This window comes from Pseudomonas sp. S34 (assembly GCF_009866745.1).
Lineage (GTDB): Bacteria > Pseudomonadota > Gammaproteobacteria > Pseudomonadales > Pseudomonadaceae > Aquipseudomonas > Aquipseudomonas jessenii.
Genome location: NZ_CP019398.1, coordinates 4692374 through 4709891, shown reverse-complemented (window position 1 = coordinate 4709891; position 17518 = coordinate 4692374). Strand labels below are relative to the sequence as shown.

Annotated in this window: 20 protein-coding genes; all 20 read left to right on the top strand. The window is 59.8% G+C overall.

Annotated elements, in window-relative coordinates:
• The first annotated feature begins 33 nt into the window (after positions 1 to 33).
• The 20 genes from PspS34_RS20915 to PspS34_RS20820 all read left to right on the top strand — a co-directional run bounded on the left by PspS34_RS20915 (position 34) and on the right by PspS34_RS20820 (position 17508).
• Positions 34 to 561 (top strand): YceD family protein, encoded by a 528-nt coding sequence (locus PspS34_RS20915; protein ID WP_007942001.1) that lies wholly within the window; start codon positions 34 to 36, stop codon positions 559 to 561.
• Positions 562 to 574: 13 nt separating this feature from the next.
• On the top strand, positions 575 to 757 hold the full coding sequence (rpmF, locus tag PspS34_RS20910) for a 50S ribosomal protein L32 (protein WP_003179396.1): 183 nt from the start codon (positions 575 to 577) through the stop codon (positions 755 to 757).
• A gap of 4 nt (positions 758 to 761) precedes the next feature.
• Positions 762 to 1772: a phosphate acyltransferase PlsX gene (gene plsX, locus PspS34_RS20905; RefSeq protein ID WP_154860320.1), complete on the top strand. Its 1011-nt coding sequence runs from the start codon at positions 762 to 764 to the stop codon at positions 1770 to 1772.
• Positions 1773 to 1897: 125 nt separating this feature from the next.
• Entirely contained in the window at positions 1898 to 2836 is a 939-nt protein-coding gene (gene fabD, locus PspS34_RS20900) for an ACP S-malonyltransferase (RefSeq protein ID WP_154860319.1), read from the top strand.
• Positions 2837 to 2852: 16 nt separating this feature from the next.
• Positions 2853 to 3593: a 3-oxoacyl-ACP reductase FabG gene (fabG, locus tag PspS34_RS20895; protein ID WP_007987168.1), complete on the top strand. Its 741-nt coding sequence runs from the start codon at positions 2853 to 2855 to the stop codon at positions 3591 to 3593.
• A 196-nt stretch (positions 3594 to 3789) separates the two neighbouring features.
• Positions 3790 to 4026, top strand: coding sequence for an acyl carrier protein (gene acpP / locus PspS34_RS20890; RefSeq protein WP_003175607.1), 237 nt, complete (start codon positions 3790 to 3792; stop codon positions 4024 to 4026).
• A gap of 109 nt (positions 4027 to 4135) precedes the next feature.
• A complete protein-coding gene (gene fabF / locus PspS34_RS20885) occupies positions 4136 to 5380 on the top strand; it encodes a beta-ketoacyl-ACP synthase II (RefSeq protein WP_095056620.1) in 1245 nt (414 codons plus the stop codon).
• Positions 5380 to 6195, top strand: coding sequence for an aminodeoxychorismate lyase (pabC, locus tag PspS34_RS20880; RefSeq protein ID WP_154860318.1), 816 nt, complete (start codon positions 5380 to 5382; stop codon positions 6193 to 6195). Before fabF ends, pabC begins: the two co-directional genes overlap by 1 nt.
• A 3-nt stretch (positions 6196 to 6198) precedes the next feature.
• Positions 6199 to 7431, top strand: coding sequence for an endolytic transglycosylase MltG (gene mltG / locus PspS34_RS20875; protein WP_154860317.1), 1233 nt, complete (start codon positions 6199 to 6201; stop codon positions 7429 to 7431).
• Positions 7432 to 7450: 19 nt separating this feature from the next.
• Complete coding sequence (tmk, locus tag PspS34_RS20870) at positions 7451 to 8083, top strand: dTMP kinase (protein WP_154860316.1); 633 nt, start codon at positions 7451 to 7453, stop codon at positions 8081 to 8083.
• A complete protein-coding gene (locus tag PspS34_RS20865; protein ID WP_154860315.1) occupies positions 8076 to 9062 on the top strand; it encodes a DNA polymerase III subunit delta' in 987 nt (328 codons plus the stop codon). Before tmk ends, PspS34_RS20865 begins: the two co-directional genes overlap by 8 nt.
• Before the next feature lie 67 nt (positions 9063 to 9129).
• Positions 9130 to 9915: a TatD family hydrolase gene (locus PspS34_RS20860; protein ID WP_154860314.1), complete on the top strand. Its 786-nt coding sequence runs from the start codon at positions 9130 to 9132 to the stop codon at positions 9913 to 9915.
• Between the two features lie 342 nt (positions 9916 to 10257).
• Positions 10258 to 10896 carry a TetR/AcrR family transcriptional regulator gene (locus PspS34_RS20855; protein WP_007977040.1) on the top strand — a complete coding sequence of 213 codons (639 nt, stop codon included), beginning with the start codon at positions 10258 to 10260 and terminating at the stop codon, positions 10894 to 10896.
• Positions 10897 to 11033: 137 nt separating this feature from the next.
• Positions 11034 to 12002, top strand: a complete 969-nt coding sequence (locus PspS34_RS20850) for a radical SAM protein (protein WP_090457196.1) — start codon at positions 11034 to 11036, stop codon at positions 12000 to 12002.
• A gap of 168 nt (positions 12003 to 12170) precedes the next feature.
• A complete protein-coding gene (locus PspS34_RS20845) occupies positions 12171 to 12779 on the top strand; it encodes a DUF4823 domain-containing protein (protein ID WP_008016428.1) in 609 nt (202 codons plus the stop codon).
• Between the two features lie 16 nt (positions 12780 to 12795).
• Positions 12796 to 13356 (top strand): DUF1285 domain-containing protein, encoded by a 561-nt coding sequence (locus PspS34_RS20840; protein WP_154860313.1) that lies wholly within the window; start codon positions 12796 to 12798, stop codon positions 13354 to 13356.
• 189 nt (positions 13357 to 13545) lie between these two features.
• Positions 13546 to 14262: a FadR/GntR family transcriptional regulator gene (locus PspS34_RS20835; protein WP_154860312.1), complete on the top strand. Its 717-nt coding sequence runs from the start codon at positions 13546 to 13548 to the stop codon at positions 14260 to 14262.
• Positions 14263 to 14394: 132 nt separating this feature from the next.
• Entirely contained in the window at positions 14395 to 15270 is an 876-nt protein-coding gene (locus PspS34_RS20830) for an SMP-30/gluconolactonase/LRE family protein (RefSeq protein ID WP_154860311.1), read from the top strand.
• Positions 15271 to 15542: 272 nt separating this feature from the next.
• Positions 15543 to 16361: an SDR family oxidoreductase gene (locus PspS34_RS20825; protein ID WP_154860310.1), complete on the top strand. Its 819-nt coding sequence runs from the start codon at positions 15543 to 15545 to the stop codon at positions 16359 to 16361.
• A 142-nt stretch (positions 16362 to 16503) separates the two neighbouring features.
• Positions 16504 to 17508, top strand: a complete 1005-nt coding sequence (locus PspS34_RS20820) for a substrate-binding domain-containing protein (RefSeq protein WP_154860309.1) — start codon at positions 16504 to 16506, stop codon at positions 17506 to 17508.
• Positions 17509 to 17518 lie beyond the last annotated feature (10 nt).

The following is a 17518-nucleotide window of genomic DNA, read 5'->3' as shown; positions in this document are numbered from 1 at the left end:
CATGGGCGGGTGCATCCCTATAATGCTGCGCCTATGTTGAATGACCCGATTCCACCTCACGTTGACCCGCGCAAATTGGCTGATCGTGGCACCACCCTTCAAGGTGAAATGCTGCTGGCCGATTTGGAGAGACTCTGCGACCCGCTTTCCGACAATGTCGGTACGGTGCAGGCTAAATTCGTTTTTGAACGAGATGAACGTAAATCTGTGGTCATCCACAGCTTTATCGACACTGAAGTCAAAATGGTTTGCCAGCGTTGTCTTGAGCTGGTCACCCTGCCGATCCATAGCGAATGCAGTTACGCTGTGGTGAAGGAGGGTGCGAATACCCAGTCGTTGCCGAAAGGTTATGACGTGCTGGAACTGGGCGAAGATCCTTTGGATCTGCAGTCACTGATCGAGGAGGAGCTTCTGCTCGCCTTGCCCATTGTGCCTGCTCATCATCCGGAAGAATGCCAGCAGCCGGCGGGAGCAGATGAGCCCGAACCGAGCGAGGACGAGGTAACGCGGTCCAACCCGTTCAGTGTATTGGCGCAGTTAAAGCGTGACCCAAACGTTTAGGAGTTAATCAATTATGGCTGTTCAGCAGAACAAAAAATCCCGCTCTGCCCGTGACATGCGCCGTTCGCACGACGCTCTCGAGGCTAGCACCCTGTCTGTAGAAAAAACCACCGGTGAAGTTCACCTGCGTCACCACGTATCGCCAGAAGGCGTATACCGTGGCCGTAAAGTGATCGACAAGGGCGCTGACGAGTAATCACTTGTCCGCTCAAGTCATCGCGATTGACGCAATGGGCGGGGACTTCGGTCCCCGCAGCATTGTCCAGGCCAGCCTTGCTTGTCTGTCTGCCACACCCTCGCTGCACCTGACCCTCGTCGGTCAACCCTCCCTTCTTGAAGAACTGATCGCTGGCCATCCGGCTGTGGATCGCGCGCGCCTGTCGATTACGCCGGCGTCCGAAGTCATCACCATGGACGAAAAACCTGCCCAGGCCCTGCGCGGCAAGCCCGACTCGTCGATGCGCGTGGCGCTTGAGTTGTTGCGTGACGGCAAGGTCCAGGCCTGTGTCAGTGCCGGTAATACCGGTGCGCTGATGGCGTTGTCGCGGTTCGTGCTCAAGACCTTGCCCGGCATTGACCGTCCGGCCATGGTGGCGGCGATTCCGACACAAAAGGGTTATTGCCAGTTGCTCGACCTGGGCGCCAACGTCGATTGCAGTGCCGAGCATTTGTTGCAGTTTGCGGTCATGGGCTCGGTGGCGGCCGAGACTCTGGGCATAACCCGTCCTCGGGTGGCGTTGCTGAACATCGGCACCGAAGACATCAAGGGCAATCAACAGGTCAAGCTGGCGGCGACGTTGTTGCAAGCCGCCCGTGGTATCAACTACATCGGCTTCATCGAAGGTGATGGCTTGTATCGCGGTGAGGCGGACGTGGTGGTCTGCGATGGCTTTGTCGGTAATATCCTGCTCAAGTCCAGCGAAGGTCTTGCGACCATGATTGCTGCGCGTATCGAAGCCTTGTTCAAGAAGAGTCTCGCTTCCCGCGCTGTCGGTGCCTTGGCGCTGCCTTTGATGAAACGCCTGCAGGCTGATCTGGCGCCGGCGCGACATAATGGCGCAAGCTTCCTCGGCTTGCAGGGCATCGTGGTGAAAAGCCACGGTTCTGCAGGGGTCCAGGGGTTTCAGAGTGCCATTCAGCGCGCCTTGATCGAGATTCAGGAGAATCTTCCCGAGCGCCTGCACGGTCGTCTGGAGGATTTGTTGCTTTAGGCGTTTTCGTCGGACAATGCTTAAATGTGACCGCTTGGTTCGATGGGCCATCCAACTGTCAGTTTCTTGCGTCCCCAAAGCGGGGCGCCAACTCTCCGACGACAAGATCATTAGGGGCTTGTTACATGTCTGCTTCCCTCGCATTCGTCTTTCCAGGACAGGGTTCGCAGTCCCTCGGCATGCTGGCCGAGCTGGGCGCGCAACATCCGGTTGTCCTTGAAACATTCAAAGAAGCTTCCGATGCACTGGGTTACGACCTGTGGGCACTGACCCAGCAAGGGCCGGAAGAGCAACTCAATCAAACCGATAAAACCCAGCCAGCCATTCTGACCGCCTCTATCGCCCTGTGGCGTTTGTGGCTGGCCGAAGGTGGTGCGCACCCGGCTTACGTTGCCGGGCACAGCCTGGGTGAATACAGCGCGCTGGTCGCGGCAGGCAGTCTGAGCCTGGGCGATGCGGTGAAGCTCGTCGAGCGTCGTGGGCAGTTGATGCAGGAAGCCGTTCCGGCCGGGCAGGGCGGCATGGCCGCCATCCTGGGTCTGGACGATGCCGACGTACTGGCAGCCTGTGCCGAAGCGGCGCAAGGCGAAGTGGTCAGCGCGGTCAATTTCAACTCGCCGGGCCAGGTGGTCATCGCCGGTGCCAAGGCTGCCGTCGAGCGCGCCATCGAGGGCTGTAAGGCGCGTGGCGCCAAGCGTGCCATGCCGTTGCCGGTCAGCGTGCCGTCGCACTGCGAACTGATGCGCCCGGCTGCCGAGCGTTTCGCCGAATCGATCGCGGCGATCGACTGGCAGGCACCGCAGATTCCCGTGGTGCAGAACGTCAGTGCCCAGGTGCCGGCCGATCTGGAAACCCTCAAGCGCGATCTGCTCGAGCAACTGTACAAGCCAGTACGCTGGGTTGAGTCGGTTCAGGCACTGGCCGCCAAGGGCGCGACCAACCTGGTCGAGTGTGGCCCGGGTAAAGTGCTGGCCGGTCTGAACAAGCGTTGCGCCGAAGGCGTGTCGACATCCAACCTCAATACCCCAGACGCTTTCGCTGCCGCCCGTGCAGCGTTGGCCTGAATCAGGAGAAGCTTGCATGAGTCTGCAAGGTAAAGTTGCACTGGTCACCGGTGCAAGCCGTGGCATCGGCCAGGCTATCGCCCTGGAACTGGGTCGTCAGGGCGCCATCGTTGTTGGTACCGCGACCTCCGCGTCGGGTGCTGAGCGCATTGCCGCGACCCTGAAGGAAAACGGTATTCAGGGCACTGGCCTGGAACTCAATGTCACCAGCGACGAGTCCGTGGCAAGTGTTCTGGCGAGCATTCAGGAGCAGTTCGGTGCGCCGGCGATTCTGGTCAATAATGCCGGTATCACCCGCGATAACCTGATGATGCGCATGAAAGACGACGAGTGGCACGACGTTGTCGATACCAATCTGAACAGTCTGTTCCGCCTGTCCAAGGGCGTTTTGCGCGGCATGACCAAAGCTCGTTGGGGCCGAATTATCAGTATTGGCTCGGTTGTGGGTGCCATGGGCAACGCAGGCCAAGTAAACTACGCTGCCGCCAAGGCCGGTCTGGAAGGTTTCAGCCGTGCTCTGGCGCGCGAAGTCGGTTCGCGTTCGATTACGGTAAACTCGGTGGCTCCTGGGTTCATCGATACCGATATGACCCGTGAACTGCCCGAGGCACAGCGTGAAGCCTTGCAGACGCAGATTCCGCTGGGTCGTCTGGGGCAGGCTCAAGAGATCGCGTCCGTGGTCGCTTTTCTTGCGTCGGACGGTGCGGCTTACGTTACCGGAGCTACAATCCCGGTGAACGGCGGGATGTACATGTAATTCAAATGTGACGGATTGCTTCAAAAAAATGTCATACGAGCTGTCTAAAATCCGTTATAAAGCTGCAATCTATTTATAGGCAGAGGGTCACCGGGTTCGAGGAGTGAAGCTTTCAGTTGAAAAGCTGAAAAGCCTTTCTATACACTTACCCACTGGCCAGCTGCCTGAATTTGTCCATTAGGAGTGAAAACAAGGTATGAGCACCATCGAAGAGCGCGTCAAGAAAATCGTTGCTGAGCAACTGGGCGTTAAAGAAGAAGAAGTGGTCAACACTGCTTCCTTCGTTGAAGACCTGGGTGCCGACTCCCTTGACACCGTTGAGCTGGTGATGGCTCTGGAAGAGGAATTCGAGACCGAAATCCCTGACGAAGAAGCCGAGAAGATCACTACTGTACAAGCTGCAATCGACTACGTTACTAGCCACCAGGCGTAATAGTTTGTAATCGTTGCTCGCTGTCATGGAAAAACCGCACTGCCATCATGGCGTGCGGTTTTTTCTTTAGGCCTGATGCAAAGTCGTCATTTGAAAAAAGGAGAGTGCTGTGTCGCGTAGACGCGTCGTAGTCACCGGTATGGGTATGTTGTCGCCACTGGGCACGGATGTGCCGAGCAGCTGGCAGGGCATTCTGGCTGGCCGCAGTGGCATTGGTCTGATCGAACACGCCGACCTTTCTGCCTATTCCACCCGTTTTGGCGGCTCGGTAAAGGACTTCAATGTCGAGGAATACCTGTCGGTCAAGGAAGCCCGCAAGCTCGACCTGTTCATTCAATACGGTCTGGCCGCAGGTTTTCAGGCGGTACGCAATGCCGGTCTGGAAGTCACTGACGCCAACCGTGAGCGTATCGGCGTGGCCATGGGCTCGGGTATTGGCGGTCTGACCAATATCGAAGAAACCGCCCGCACGCTGCATGAGACCGGCCCACGACGGATCTCTCCGTTCTTCGTGCCAGGCTCGATCATCAATATGATTTCCGGTTTCCTGTCCATCCACCTCGGTGCACAGGGACCCAACTACGCCATCGCCACGGCCTGTACCACCGGTACACACTGCATTGGTATGGCGGCCCGCAACATCATGTACGACGAAGCTGACGTGATGATTGCCGGCGGCGCCGAGATGGCGGCCTGCGGTCTTGGCATGGGCGGCTTCGGCGCTTCCCGCGCGCTGTCGACCCGCAACGACGAGCCGACCCGCGCGAGCCGTCCATGGGACAAGGGTCGCGATGGCTTCGTATTGTCCAATGGCGCCGGTGCGCTGGTACTGGAAGAACTCGAGCACGCCAAGGCGCGTGGCGCGACCATCTACGCCGAGCTGATCGGCTTCGGCACCAGTGGCGATGCCTACCACATGACCTCGCCGCCAGCCGATGGTGCGGGTGCTGCGCGCTGCATCACCAATGCGCTGCGCGATGCCAAAATCAATGGCGATCAAGTGCAGTACATCAACGCCCACGGCACCTCGACTCCTGCAGGCGACCTGGCCGAAGTCAATGCGATCAAGTCGGTATTCGGCGAGCACGCCTACAAGCTGGCCGTCAGTTCCACCAAGTCCATGACCGGTCACCTGCTGGGTGCGGCGGGCGCGGTCGAGGCGATCTTCAGCGTGCTGGCAATCAACAGCCAGGTAGCGCCGCCGACCATCAACCTCGATGAGCCGGACGAAGGCTGCGATCTCGATTTTGTGCCGCACACGGCGCGCAACATGGATATCGATGTGGTCGTTTCCAACTCCTTCGGTTTTGGCGGCACCAACGGTTCGCTGGTGTTCCGTCGGTTCGCAGGCTGATGGACAGCTGGGTCGACGGTCAGCCGGCTGACGCTTTGTCGCTGAAGGATCGCGGCCTGGCTTATGGCGATGGTCTGTTCGAGACCATCGCCGTGCGCAGCGGCCAGCCCGTGTTGCTGGACCGGCATCTGTCGCGCCTGGCGGATGGCTGTTCGCGCCTGGCGATAACAGCCGAGCAGGAGCTGATCCGCAGCGAACTGCTGGCCTACGCCGCGGCACTGGGTGACGGGGTGCTCAAGCTCATTCTCACCCGTGGCGACGGTCTGCGCGGTTATGCCCCCGATCCTTCGGCCCAGGCCCGACGCATTGTGCAAGGCAGTCCACCTGCGGCTTACCCTGCCGCGCATGGTGAACAGGGTGTTCGTTTGTTTCCCTGCGCCACGCGATTGTCCAGGCAGCCATTACTGGCCGGCCTCAAGCACCTGAATCGTCTTGAACAAGTCCTCGCCCGTGCCGAATGGCAGGACACCGAGCATGCCGAAGGCTTGATGCTCGATCAGGCCGGGCGCGTAATTGAAGGTGTGTTCAGCAACTTGTTCCTGGTGCGTGATGGCGTGCTCATCACAGCTGACCTCAAGCGCTGCGGCGTGGCAGGCGTGATGCGCGCAGAAATATTGTTTCAGGCCAAGTCGCTGGGAATCCCCACGCAAATCACCGATATCCCCCTCGAACAGCTGCAATGGGCTGACGAAGTCTTTGTCTGCAACAGCGTGTATGGTGTCTGGCCGGTGCGCGCCTATGCTGCTCTTCACTGGCCGGTTGGGCCGCTCACCCGTAAACTCCAAACCATTGCCCGTGTGCTACTGGATGCTTGATACGTGAGACGTAAACTCTTGCTGCTGCTGGAAACCGGTGTGGTTCTGGCGGGGCTGCTGATGGGTGCTTCAGCCTGGAAGATTCATTCGGCGCTGGTACAGCCGCTGAATATTACCCAGGAACAATTGCTGGATGTGCCCAAGGGCACCACGCCGACCCGCACCCTCTACCGACTCGAAGCCAACGGCGTCATCAAGGACGCATTCTGGCTGCGGGTGTATTGGCGCTTCAACCTCGCCAGACAACCCCTGCACAGCGGTGAATACCGCATGCAGCCCGGCATGACCGTCGAAGGCCTGATCGACCTGTGGAAACGCGGGGAAATGGTTCAGTACAGCCTGACCCTGGTCGAAGGCTGGAGTTTCCGTCAGGTCCGCGCAGCGCTGGCCAGGGAAGAGAAGCTCGAACATAGTCTTGACGGTTTGAGCGATAGCCAGGTCATGGACAAGCTCGGCCACACCGGGATTTTTCCGGAAGGGCGCTTCTTCCCTGACACCTATCGTTACGTGCGGGGCATGTCCGATGTCGAGGTGCTGAAAACCGCTTACGACCGCCTCGATGAAGTGCTCGCCAAGGAGTGGGAAAAGCGCTCTGCAGATACACCGTACACCGAACCCTACCAGGCGCTGATCATGGCTTCGCTGGTGGAAAAGGAAACCGGCGTACCGCAGGAGCGCGGGCAGATTGCCGGCGTGTTTGTACGACGCATGGCGATAGGCATGCTGCTGCAGACCGACCCGACGGTGATCTACGGCCTCGGCGACCGCTACAGCGGCAAGCTGACCCGGGCTCACCTCAGGGAATCGACGCCGTATAACACCTACATGAATGCGGGCCTGCCGCCGACGCCGATTTCGATGGTCGGTCGCGAAGCCATCCATGCGGCACTCAATCCGGTGGATGGCAACAGCCTTTACTTCGTGGCGCGTGGCGATGGCACCCATGTGTTCTCCGACGACCTGGATGCCCACAACAATGCCGTGAAGGAGTTCCAGCTCAAGCGTCGCGCCGATTACCGCTCCAGCCCGGCTCCGGCTACTACGCCCGAGATGCCGCCAATCCAGGCTGAGCAAAACGGTATGCAGGAGGCCAGGTCTTCGCAGGAGCAGGCGCCGATCCCGGCCGCTTCACCGAACACGGTTCCCGAGGCGCTGCCGCAAGTGCCGGCGCAAGATCCTGCGCCAGCCCCTGAAACGCCCGAACCCGATGCAAGCGCACCGAAAAGCCCGCAATGACTCTGATTAAGGACTGCCTGTGACTGGCTTGTTTATTACTCTGGAAGGCCCGGAAGGCGCCGGCAAGAGCACCAATCGCGAATACCTGGCCGAGCGCCTGCGCGCCGCGGGCATCGAGGTGGTGCTGACCCGCGAGCCGGGTGGCACGCCGTTGGCCGAGCGCATTCGTGAAGTGCTGCTGGCCCCGGTCGATGAAGTCATGAACCCGGATACCGAGTTGCTGTTGGTGTTCGCGGCGCGTGCCCAGCATCTGGCCGAGGTGATTCGCCCGGCGCTGGCCCGCGGTGCCGTGGTCTTGTGTGATCGTTTTACCGACTCGACATACGCCTATCAAGGCGGCGGTCGCGGCTTGTCGCTGGAGCGCATCGCGACCCTGGAAACCTTCGTCCAGGGCGATCTGCGCCCGGATCTCACGCTGATTTTCGATCTGCCTGTCGAGGTCGGCCTGGCCCGCGCCAGCGCTCGTGGTCGTCTGGATCGCTTCGAGCTCGAAGGCCGGACCTTTTTCGATGCCGTACGCAGTGCCTTCCTCAAGCGGGCCAAGGCGGATCCGGCGCGTTATGTGCTGGTCGATGCTGCCCAGCCGTTGGCACAGGTTCAGCGATCGCTGGATGCCTTGCTGCCGCGCCTGCTGGAGTTGAGCCGTGGCTGAGGCCTATCCGTGGCAGGAAAACCTCTGGCAGCAACTGGCCGGTCGCACCCAGCATGCGCACGCCTACCTGCTGCATGGCCCCGCCGGAATCGGCAAGCGGGCACTGGCCGAGCGCTTGATGGCCAGCTTGCTGTGCCAGCGCCCGAACGCGCTGCAAGCCTGCGGCGAATGCAAATCCTGCCTGCTGCTCAAGGCTGGCAGCCATCCGGACAACTACATCCTGGAGCCGGAAGAAGCCGACAAGGCGATCAAGGTCGACCAGGTTCGCGACCTGGTCGGTTTCGTGGTGCAGACCGCGCAGTTGGGCGGGCGCAAAGTGGTGCTGATCGAGCCGGCCGAGTCGATGAACATCAACGCCGCCAACGCCTTGCTAAAAAGCCTTGAAGAACCGTCCGGCGATACCGTTCTGTTGCTGGTCAGCCATCAGCCGAGCCGCTTGTTGCCAACCATCAAGAGTCGCTGCGTGCAGCAGGCCTGTCCGCTGCCGGGCGAGGCCATGAGCTTGAAGTGGTTGGCCCAGGCGTTGCCAGAGTGCTCCGAAGATGAGCGCGTCGAACTGCTGACGCTGGCCGCCGGTTCGCCGCTGGCGGCGGTCAATCTCCAGGCCCAGGGCGTGCGTGAACAGCGCACGCAAGTGGTGGAAGGGGTGAAAAAACTCCTCAAGCAACAACAGTCGCCGACGCAACTGGCCGAAGAATGGAAAAACATTCCAATGTTGCGCCTGTTCGATTGGTTCTGCGATTGGTCGAGCCTGATCCTGCGCTATCAATTGACTCAGGATGAAGCCGGCCTCGGCCTGACCGACATGCGCAAGGTCGTGCAATACCTGGCGCAGAAAAGCGCCCAGGGCAAAGTCCTCGATATTCAGGACTGGATCCTCGCCCAGCGGCAGAAAGTTCTGAGCAAGGCCAACCTCAACCCGGCCTTGTTGCTGGAAGCATTGCTGGTGCAATGGGCGTCGTTGCCTGCCCAACGATGACTGTCTGCGCCTAGACTCTGAGTATCAGAACATCCGACCGTCCCACCCATACAAGTTGCAGCCCTTTATGCTCGTAGATTCCCATTGTCACCTTGATCGCCTTGACCTGACCGCCCACGAGGGCTCCCTGGATGCTGCCCTGGAGGCTGCCCGGCAGCGTGGGGTAGGGCACTTTCTGTGTATCGGTGTCAGCGCGGACAACGCGGCCGACGTCAAGGCCCTGGCCGAACGTTATGACGATGTCGACTGCTCGGTGGGCGTGCACCCTCTGGATGTGCAGCCGGGGGCCGCGCCGGCGCTGGACTGGCTGTTGCAGGAGCTCAATCACCCGCGGGTGGTGGCGATTGGCGAAACCGGCCTCGATTACCACTACGAGCCGGAAGCAGCAGAGTTGCAGCAGGAATCGTTCCGCCTGCACCTGCAAGCGGCGCAGCAGACCGGCAAACCGGTGATCATCCATACCCGTGGCGCCCGCACCGATACCCTGGACTTGCTGCGTGAAGCGGCGCTGCCCCAGGCGGGCGTACTGCATTGCTTTACCGAAGACTGGGAGATGGCGAAGGCTGCGCTGGACATGGGCTATTACATTTCCCTGTCCGGGATTGTCACTTTCCGCAATGCCGATGCGTTGCGCGATGTGGCCAGCAAGGTGCCTGCCGACCGATTGTTGGTGGAAACCGACTCGCCGTACCTGGCGCCGATTCCCTATCGTGGCAAACCAAACCTGCCGCAGTACGTGCGTGAAGTTGCGGAATTTCTGGCAATGTTGCGTGGTGAGCCCTACGAGCGGTTTGCCGAGCAAACCACGGCGAATTTCCAGCGACTGTTCCCGCTGGCACATGTAAAAGGTTAAATCGCAGGCAAAAAAAACCCGGGTTCTGGGGGGTGAATCCGGGTTAAGACCATTAGGAGTAAAACAATGGCACGCGGTCCGTTGGTACCAATATCGGCGTGACACTTGGGGGAGATGCCCCGCCGACAGTTCAAGTATTGATCAGGATTGCGCCTCGTCCAGTTTACCGGTCCGGGTTTTTAAACAAATTTGGAATACGTGCGCTTCGGAAGAGTTCTCATCACCCTGTAAACGTACGCGGAATGACCAGAAAGCGCAGATATGGTCGGATGATCCGTGCATTTTTGCGTAAGTTAGGCATAATACGCGGCTTCGAATTTTGACCCCGACAGACCTTTTCTTATGCATAAAGAACCTCGTAAGGTCCGTGAATTCCGTCGCCGCGAGCAGGAAATTCTCGATACCGCGCTCAAGCTGTTCCTCGAACAAGGTGAAGACAGTGTCACCGTCGAGATGATTGCTGATGCCGTCGGTATCGGCAAAGGCACGATCTACAAGCACTTCAAATCCAAGGCGGAAATCTATCTGCGCCTGATGCTCGACTACGAGCGCGATTTGAACGCTCTGCTGCATTCGGCCGATGTCGACAAGGACAAGGAAGCCCTGTCCCGGGCCTACTTCGAATTCCGCATGCGCGATCCACAACGCTATCGCCTGTTCGACCGCCTCGAAGAGAAAGTGGTCAAGGGCAACCAGGTGCCGGAGATGATCGAGGAACTGCACAAGATCCGTGCCTCGAACTTCGAACGCCTGACCTTGCTGATCAAGGGCCGGATCAGCGAAGGCAAGCTGGAAGACGTGCCACCTTACTTCCACTACTGCGCGTCCTGGGCGCTGGTGCACGGTGCCGTCGCGCTGTATCACTCGCCGTTCTGGAGCAATGTGCTGGAAGATCAGGAAGGTTTCTTCCAGTTCCTGATGGACATCGGCGTGCGCATGGGCAACAAGCGCAAGCGTGACACCGACACTTCCGGCAGCTGAGCCATTCAGTTGCCTTATTGCGCCATGATTTCGCTACATGGCGCAGTAGCGCAGGAATATACTCAGGTAGAGGACTTGCTAAAACTTGATTTCTGAGTCAAGTTTTAGCAGCCCGATATTCTTCCGCCGGAGTGACCATGATCGTTGATCGTCAAGGCAGGCGTTTTCGCAACTTGCGAATCAGTCTGACCTCAGCCTGCAATTACGCCTGTACCTACTGCGTGCCCAACGGCAAGCGGCTGGTGGCTGCGCAGGATGAATTGTCGGCCGAAGCCATGGCGCGCGGCGTGGCTTATCTGATTGAAGCAGCGGGCATCGAGCGTCTGCGCATTACCGGCGGCGAGCCACTGGTCAGCCCGAAACTCGAAGCGTTCATGACGGCGGTCGGGCAGATGGGCCTGGAAGACATCAGCCTGACCACAAATGGCCAGTTGCTGGCGAAGAAACTGCCGCTGCTGGTGAACGCCGGCATTCGGCGTCTCAACGTCTCCCTCGATACTCTCGACGCCAGTGCGTTCCGCAGTATTGCCCGGGGCGGCGACCTGGCCACCGTGCTCGACGGCATGAGCGAGGCCAGTGCGGCCGGCATGAAGATCAAGGTCAACATGGTGCCGCTGCGCGGACAGAACCTCGATCAAGTGATGCCGCTGCTCGACTACTGCCTGGAGCGCGGTTATGAACTGCGCTTCATCGAACTGATGCGCATGGGCCACCTGGCCAACGATTCCAATGCCTTTCTGCAGCAGTTCGTCAGTCTCCAGCAATTGCTGAGCCTGATCGGCGAACGCTACGAATACCTGCAAGCCGATGCCCCGGTCGATGCGACGGCTGTTCGATATGAAATTCCCGGCCAGGGTTATTTCGGCGTGATCGCCAACGAGAGCGTGCCTTTCTGCCGTACCTGTTCGCGACTTCGTTTGTCTTCCACCGGGTGGCTGCATGGCTGCCTGTCGTCGAGCAATCGCCATTACATCGGTGACCTGCTGGACAAACCACGCCATCAGGCCCTGCCGGCCCTGCAGCGGCTGCTGGTGAAAGCCTTGGGTGACAAGCAGGAAGTGGCGTTCTCTGGCGGCGCGACTGTCATGAAGATTATCGGCGGCTGATCTTCCGCAATCGCGAGCAAGCTCGCTCCCACAGGTGATATGCAATTCCCTGTGGGAGCGAGCTTGCTCGCGATTCGGACTGTCAGATGCCACTGCTCATGAGCTGGCGCAAAAGCTGCATCCTACGGCCATTCGCCGGTTTTCCGACACCGGCCTCTGGAGGATAGGATGCGTAGCCTGGTTTTGCTGCTGGCCGTTTTGGCACTTGGTGGCTGCATGAACGTCAGCGATATGGCCGAAGGGACTCGTTACCATATGAGCGATGCGGGGTTGCTCGATCACAGTGACAGCCGTCGCGTAAACAACCTGCGCATTCAGCCGGACTCGTTCGTCTACATCGCCCAAGGCGCTTTCGTGCCGCCGGGCAGCGCCCTTTACCCACGGCCCAACGTGATTGCCGAAGTCGCGTTCGATGGCTTCGTCGAATACTTCCCGATGGTCCGCCGTGCCCGTACACCGGAAGGCCTCGACCAGGCCATGGGCGAAGCCCGTGCCGCCGGTGCGCACTACCTGCTCTACACCCGATTTGCCAAATCTGACGACCGTATCGGCAACTCTGACGAGTGGCTGGACCAGGAAGCCCTGGACCGCCTCGGCATCGACAGCGGTATGATTCAGATCATGTTGATCGAGACCAGCACCCAGTATTTGATTGATACTGCAACCATCAAGAGTCGTGGCGGTTTACTGACGTTCCACGATAAAAAACCCGAAGACCTGATGGGCCCGCCGCTGGAGCAATACGCGCGCAGCCTGCTGGGGCTCAGCGACCAGTAATTTCAAGGAGAACGCCATGAGTGGCCCGCAAAAAGCCAACGACTTGCTGGGGCAAATCCCCAAGACCAAAGGCTTGCCGCCGGTGCACCTGTGGAATCCCGATTTCTGCGGCGACATCGACATGCGCATCGCCCGGGACGGCACCTGGTATTACCTGGGCACGCCGATCGGGCGCAAGCCGATGGTCAAACTGTTCTCCACCATCATTCGTCGCGACGGCGATGATTATTTCCTGATAACTCCGGTGGAAAAGGTCGGGATCAAGGTCGACGATGCGCCGTTCGTGGCGATTGCGGTGGACGTGGAAGGCGAGGGCGAGGCGCAGGTGTTGCGCTTTACCACCAACGTCGATGAAACCACCGAGGCCGGCGCCGATCATCCGATGCGTGTGGTCATCGACCCGGTAACGCAAGAGCCTGCCCCTTACGTGCATGTGCGCGGCAATCTTGAAGCGTTGATCCATCGCAACGTGTTCTATCAATTGGTGGAGCTGGCGGTGAGTCGCGAGATCGACGGCCAGCGCTGGCTCGGTGTATGGAGTGGCGGCGAGTTCTTCCCCATCGGTCTCGAACCCTGACCCATAACCCTGTGGGAGCGAGCTTGCTCGCCATGAGGGCATAACATTCAACATCCATGTTGCCTGTTGCTCCGTCATCGCGAGCAAGCTCGCTCCCACAGGGGGTTGCGAACACTCAAAAAATCAAATTGACATCCAATCATATGATGATTAGCGTGGGCCTCTATCGCGAACGGCATTGAGGTGTCCATGTCCAGCAGCTTTCATGCATCGACGGTTGACTGGCTGGGTTGTTGGCTCGCCACGGGGCAGGTCAAGCCAGGTGAGTCACTCAAGGTCGAAGCCGACCTCGGCGAACAACTCGGCGTGAGCCGCACGGTCATCCGTGAAGCCATCAAGACCCTGGTTGCCAAAGGCATGCTTGAGGTCGGGCCGAAAGTCGGCACGCGGGTATTGCCAGTGCGGCGCTGGAACCTCTTCGATCCACAAGTCGTTGGCTGGTTGTCGCGCAGCGGCTTACCGGAAAACTTCGTCGACGATCTGCTCGACCTGCGCCGCACCATCGAACCGATGGCCGTGCGCTGGGCCTGCGAGCGCGCAACCGGCGAACAGGTGAACGAGATCCTGTTGGCCTGCAACGCGCTGGAACGGGCGGTGGACAGCGGCATCGATTACAACCGCGCCGATCAGTTCTTCCACGAGTGCATCCTCGCCGCCAGCCACAATCAATTCATTGAACAAATGGTTCCCGCCCTCGGCGCGTTGCTGGCGGTGGCCTTTGAAGTGTCCGCCGCCGACCCGGATGAACTGCGTCGCACCCTGCCGATTCACCGGGACCTGGCCGAGGCTATCGCGGCCCGGGATACCGCCCGGGGTGTCTGGGCCTGCATGACCCTGATCGATAACGCGGACCTTGCGATCAAGCGTTACTACCCTCAAGTCATGGCCGATAGAAAAGCCAGCTAAACACGAAGATCCCCCGGTGGGAGCGGGCTTGCTCGCGAAGGCGGTGTGTCAGGTTGCGGTGAAGTCGAATGTGCCGACGCTTTCGCGAGCAAGCCCGCTCCCACATAAAACAAGAACAACGCAGGAGGCTTCATGACGTGGAGCGCGGTTACCGGGCATCGGGCACAACTGGGCGAAGGCCCGTTCTGGGATGCGCCCACCCAAGCCCTGTACTGGGTGGATATCGCCGGTAAGCAGGCGTTGCGGCTGATCGGCGCCAACGTGCAGATCTGGCAGATGCCGGAGCACGTGTCGGCGTTCATTCCCTGCGAAAGCGGCGATGCCCTGGTGGCATTGAGCAGCGGCGTGTATCGGCTCGATCTCGATTCACCGGGCCTGGCGCCGCGCCTGACACTGTTTTGCGTTGCCGATCCGCAACCGGGCAACCGCCCCAATGAAGCCCGTTGCGACGCCCAAGGCCGGCTCTGGCTCGGCACCATGCAAAACAACATCGGCGCAAACGGCGAAGACCTGCCCATCGTCCACCGTTCCGGTGGACTGTTCCGCATCGATCGCGCCGGGCGGGTTGCGCCGTTGCTGCGCAATCTGGGCATTCCCAACACGCTGCTGTGGAGCGATGACGCCACCAGCGTGTATTTCGGCGACAGCCTCGACGGCACCTTGTATCGACATTTCATCCGTGCCGACGGAGCCCTCGATGCGCCACAGGTCTGGTTTGGTCCGCACGAGCGTGGCGGCCCGGATGGTTCAGCGATGGATGCCGAAGGTTTTATCTGGAATGCCCGTTGGGACGGCAGCTGCCTGCTCAGGTTGAGCCCGGACGGCAAAGTCGATCGGATCATTGAACTGCCGGTCAGTCGTCCCACCAGTTGCGTGTTCGGTGGTACAGACCTCAAAACCCTGTACATCACCAGTGCGGCCTGTCCGCTGGGCCATCCGTTGGATGGGGCTGTGTTGTCGATCGCAGTGGATGTGCCTGGAAAACATTGCACGCGCTTTGCTGGGTAAATCCCAAAATATGGGATGCAAATATATATATTGAGATTTATCGCGGGCCGGGTTTATAGTCGGCCCCACCAGTTACATGCACTCACACTTAAAAAAACAAAACAGGTGAAGTGATGCAGCGAAGTTCCCCCGTGCTCCCTTGCGGAGCCTGTGCCTCAGAACGTTTCCAGGCTGAAACGTTTCGCACTCGCCTGTTTCCTACCCAGCGCCTTTTGACCGGACATCGACAGATGCCCGGTTTTCGTCGTGTTTTCGAACAGGAGTCTTGATCCATGGCTGAACCACTGTCATTGCCACCGGTTCCCGAACCGCCCAAGGGCGAACGCCTGAAAAACAAGGTCGTCTTGCTGACCGGTGCCGCCCAGGGTATTGGCGAAGCGATTGTGGCGACCTTCGCGTCCCAGCAGGCCAGGCTGATCATCAGCGACATTCAGGGCGAGAAAGTCGAGAAGGTCGCGGCGCATTGGCGAGACCAGGGCGCCGATGTGGTGGCGATCAAGGCCGACGTGTCGCGTCAGCAGGACCTGCACGCCATGGCCCGGCTGGCGATCGACCTGCACGGCCGGATCGATGTGCTGGTCAACTGCGCCGGGGTCAACGTATTCCGCGATCCGCTGGAAATGACCGAGGAAGACTGGCGTCGCTGCTTTGCCATCGACCTCGATGGTGCCTGGTACGGTTGCAAGGCGGTGCTGCCGCAGATGATCGAGCAGGGCGTCGGCAGCATCATCAATATCGCGTCCACCCATTCCACCCACATCATTCCTGGATGCTTCCCGTACCCGGTGGCCAAGCATGGCCTGCTCGGCCTGACCCGCGCTTTGGGCATCGAATATGCGCCCAAGGGTGTGCGCGTCAACGCGATTGCGCCGGGCTACATCGAAACCCAGTTGAACGTCGATTACTGGAACGGTTTTGCCGACCCCCACGCCGAACGCCAGCGCGCGTTTGACCTGCACCCGCCGCGCCGTATCGGGCAGGCGATCGAAGTGGCAATGACCGCCGTGTTCCTGGCCAGTGATGAAGCGCCGTTCATCAATGCCTCGTGCATCACCATCGATGGTGGTCGCTCGGTGATGTACCACGACTGAGTGATCGGGCTTTCCGGCGCCTTGCTACGCCTGAAATCCAATCATCATACGATATGACTATTGGCAGTATGTTTTTACCGCCCGTTGGTTAACAAAGAACGCTTTCAACGAGTGCTCAAGAAAAATAACAAGGAGTCAGCTTATGAATCGTCGTCATGCTATCCGTTCCCTGTGCTGTGCCGCGTTGGCGGTCTCGGCGTTCAGCCTGAGCAACACGCTGCCGGCAGCCGAGGAAGTGAAGATCGGTTTCCTGGTCAAACAGGCCGAAGAACCCTGGTTCCAGACCGAGTGGGCCTTTGCCGAAAAGGCCGGGAAAGAGAAGGGCTTCACCCTGATCAAGATCGCCGTGCCCGACGGTGAGAAAACCCTTTCTGCCATCGACAGCCTCGCGGCCAACGGCGCCAAGGGGTTCGTGATCTGCCCGCCGGACGTGTCCCTCGGCCCGGCGATCATGGCCAAGGCCAAACTCAACGGGTTGAAAGTGATCGCCGTCGATGACCGTTTCGTCGATGCCAGCGGCAAGTTCATGGAAGACGTGCCGTACCTCGGCATGGCCGCTTTCGAAGTCGGTCAGAAACAAGGCAATGCCATGGCGACCGAAGCGAAGAAACGCGGCTGGGACTGGAAAGACACCTATGCGGTGATCAACACCTACAACGAACTCGACACCGGCAAGAAGCGCACCGACGGTTCGGTGAAAGCGCTGCAGGATGCCGGCATGCCGAAAGACCACATCCTGTTCGCGGCCCTCAAGACCCTCGACGTGCCGGGCAGCATGGACGCCACCAACTCGGCCCTGGTGAAACTGCCGGGGGCGGCGAAAAACCTGATCATCGGCGGCATGAACGACAACACCGTGCTCGGCGGTGTGCGCGCCACCGAGAGCGCCGGTTTCGCCGCGGCCAACGTGATCGGCATCGGCATCAACGGTACCGACGCCATCGGCGAGCTGAAGAAACCCGACAGCGGCTTCTACGGCTCGATGCTGCCGAGCCCGCACATCGAGGGCTACAACACCGCCAGCATGATGTACGAGTGGGTCACCACCGGCAAAGAACCGGCGAAGTACACCGCCATGGATGACGTGACGCTGATCACCCGCGACAACTTCAAGCAGGAACTGGAAAAGATCGGCCTGTGGAACTGACGGCCGTTTG

What these genes read in the sequence shown, in the direction of transcription:
- PspS34_RS20915 (WP_007942001.1), top strand. Translation starts at nt 34, where the DNA reads ATGTTGAATGACCCGATTCCACCTCACGTTGACCCGCGCAAATTGGCT.
- rpmF (WP_003179396.1), top strand. Translation starts at nt 575, where the DNA reads ATGGCTGTTCAGCAGAACAAAAAATCCCGCTCTGCCCGTGACATGCGC.
- fabD (WP_154860319.1), top strand. Translation starts at nt 1,898, where the DNA reads ATGTCTGCTTCCCTCGCATTCGTCTTTCCAGGACAGGGTTCGCAGTCC.
- fabG (WP_007987168.1), top strand. Translation starts at nt 2,853, where the DNA reads ATGAGTCTGCAAGGTAAAGTTGCACTGGTCACCGGTGCAAGCCGTGGC.
- acpP (WP_003175607.1), top strand. Translation starts at nt 3,790, where the DNA reads ATGAGCACCATCGAAGAGCGCGTCAAGAAAATCGTTGCTGAGCAACTG.
- pabC (WP_154860318.1), top strand. Translation starts at nt 5,380, where the DNA reads ATGGACAGCTGGGTCGACGGTCAGCCGGCTGACGCTTTGTCGCTGAAG.
- PspS34_RS20860 (WP_154860314.1), top strand. Translation starts at nt 9,130, where the DNA reads ATGCTCGTAGATTCCCATTGTCACCTTGATCGCCTTGACCTGACCGCC.
- PspS34_RS20855 (WP_007977040.1), top strand. Translation starts at nt 10,258, where the DNA reads ATGCATAAAGAACCTCGTAAGGTCCGTGAATTCCGTCGCCGCGAGCAG.
- PspS34_RS20850 (WP_090457196.1), top strand. Translation starts at nt 11,034, where the DNA reads ATGATCGTTGATCGTCAAGGCAGGCGTTTTCGCAACTTGCGAATCAGT.
- PspS34_RS20845 (WP_008016428.1), top strand. Translation starts at nt 12,171, where the DNA reads ATGCGTAGCCTGGTTTTGCTGCTGGCCGTTTTGGCACTTGGTGGCTGC.
- PspS34_RS20840 (WP_154860313.1), top strand. Translation starts at nt 12,796, where the DNA reads ATGAGTGGCCCGCAAAAAGCCAACGACTTGCTGGGGCAAATCCCCAAG.
- PspS34_RS20835 (WP_154860312.1), top strand. Translation starts at nt 13,546, where the DNA reads ATGTCCAGCAGCTTTCATGCATCGACGGTTGACTGGCTGGGTTGTTGG.
- PspS34_RS20830 (WP_154860311.1), top strand. Translation starts at nt 14,395, where the DNA reads ATGACGTGGAGCGCGGTTACCGGGCATCGGGCACAACTGGGCGAAGGC.
- PspS34_RS20825 (WP_154860310.1), top strand. Translation starts at nt 15,543, where the DNA reads ATGGCTGAACCACTGTCATTGCCACCGGTTCCCGAACCGCCCAAGGGC.
- PspS34_RS20820 (WP_154860309.1), top strand. Translation starts at nt 16,504, where the DNA reads ATGAATCGTCGTCATGCTATCCGTTCCCTGTGCTGTGCCGCGTTGGCG.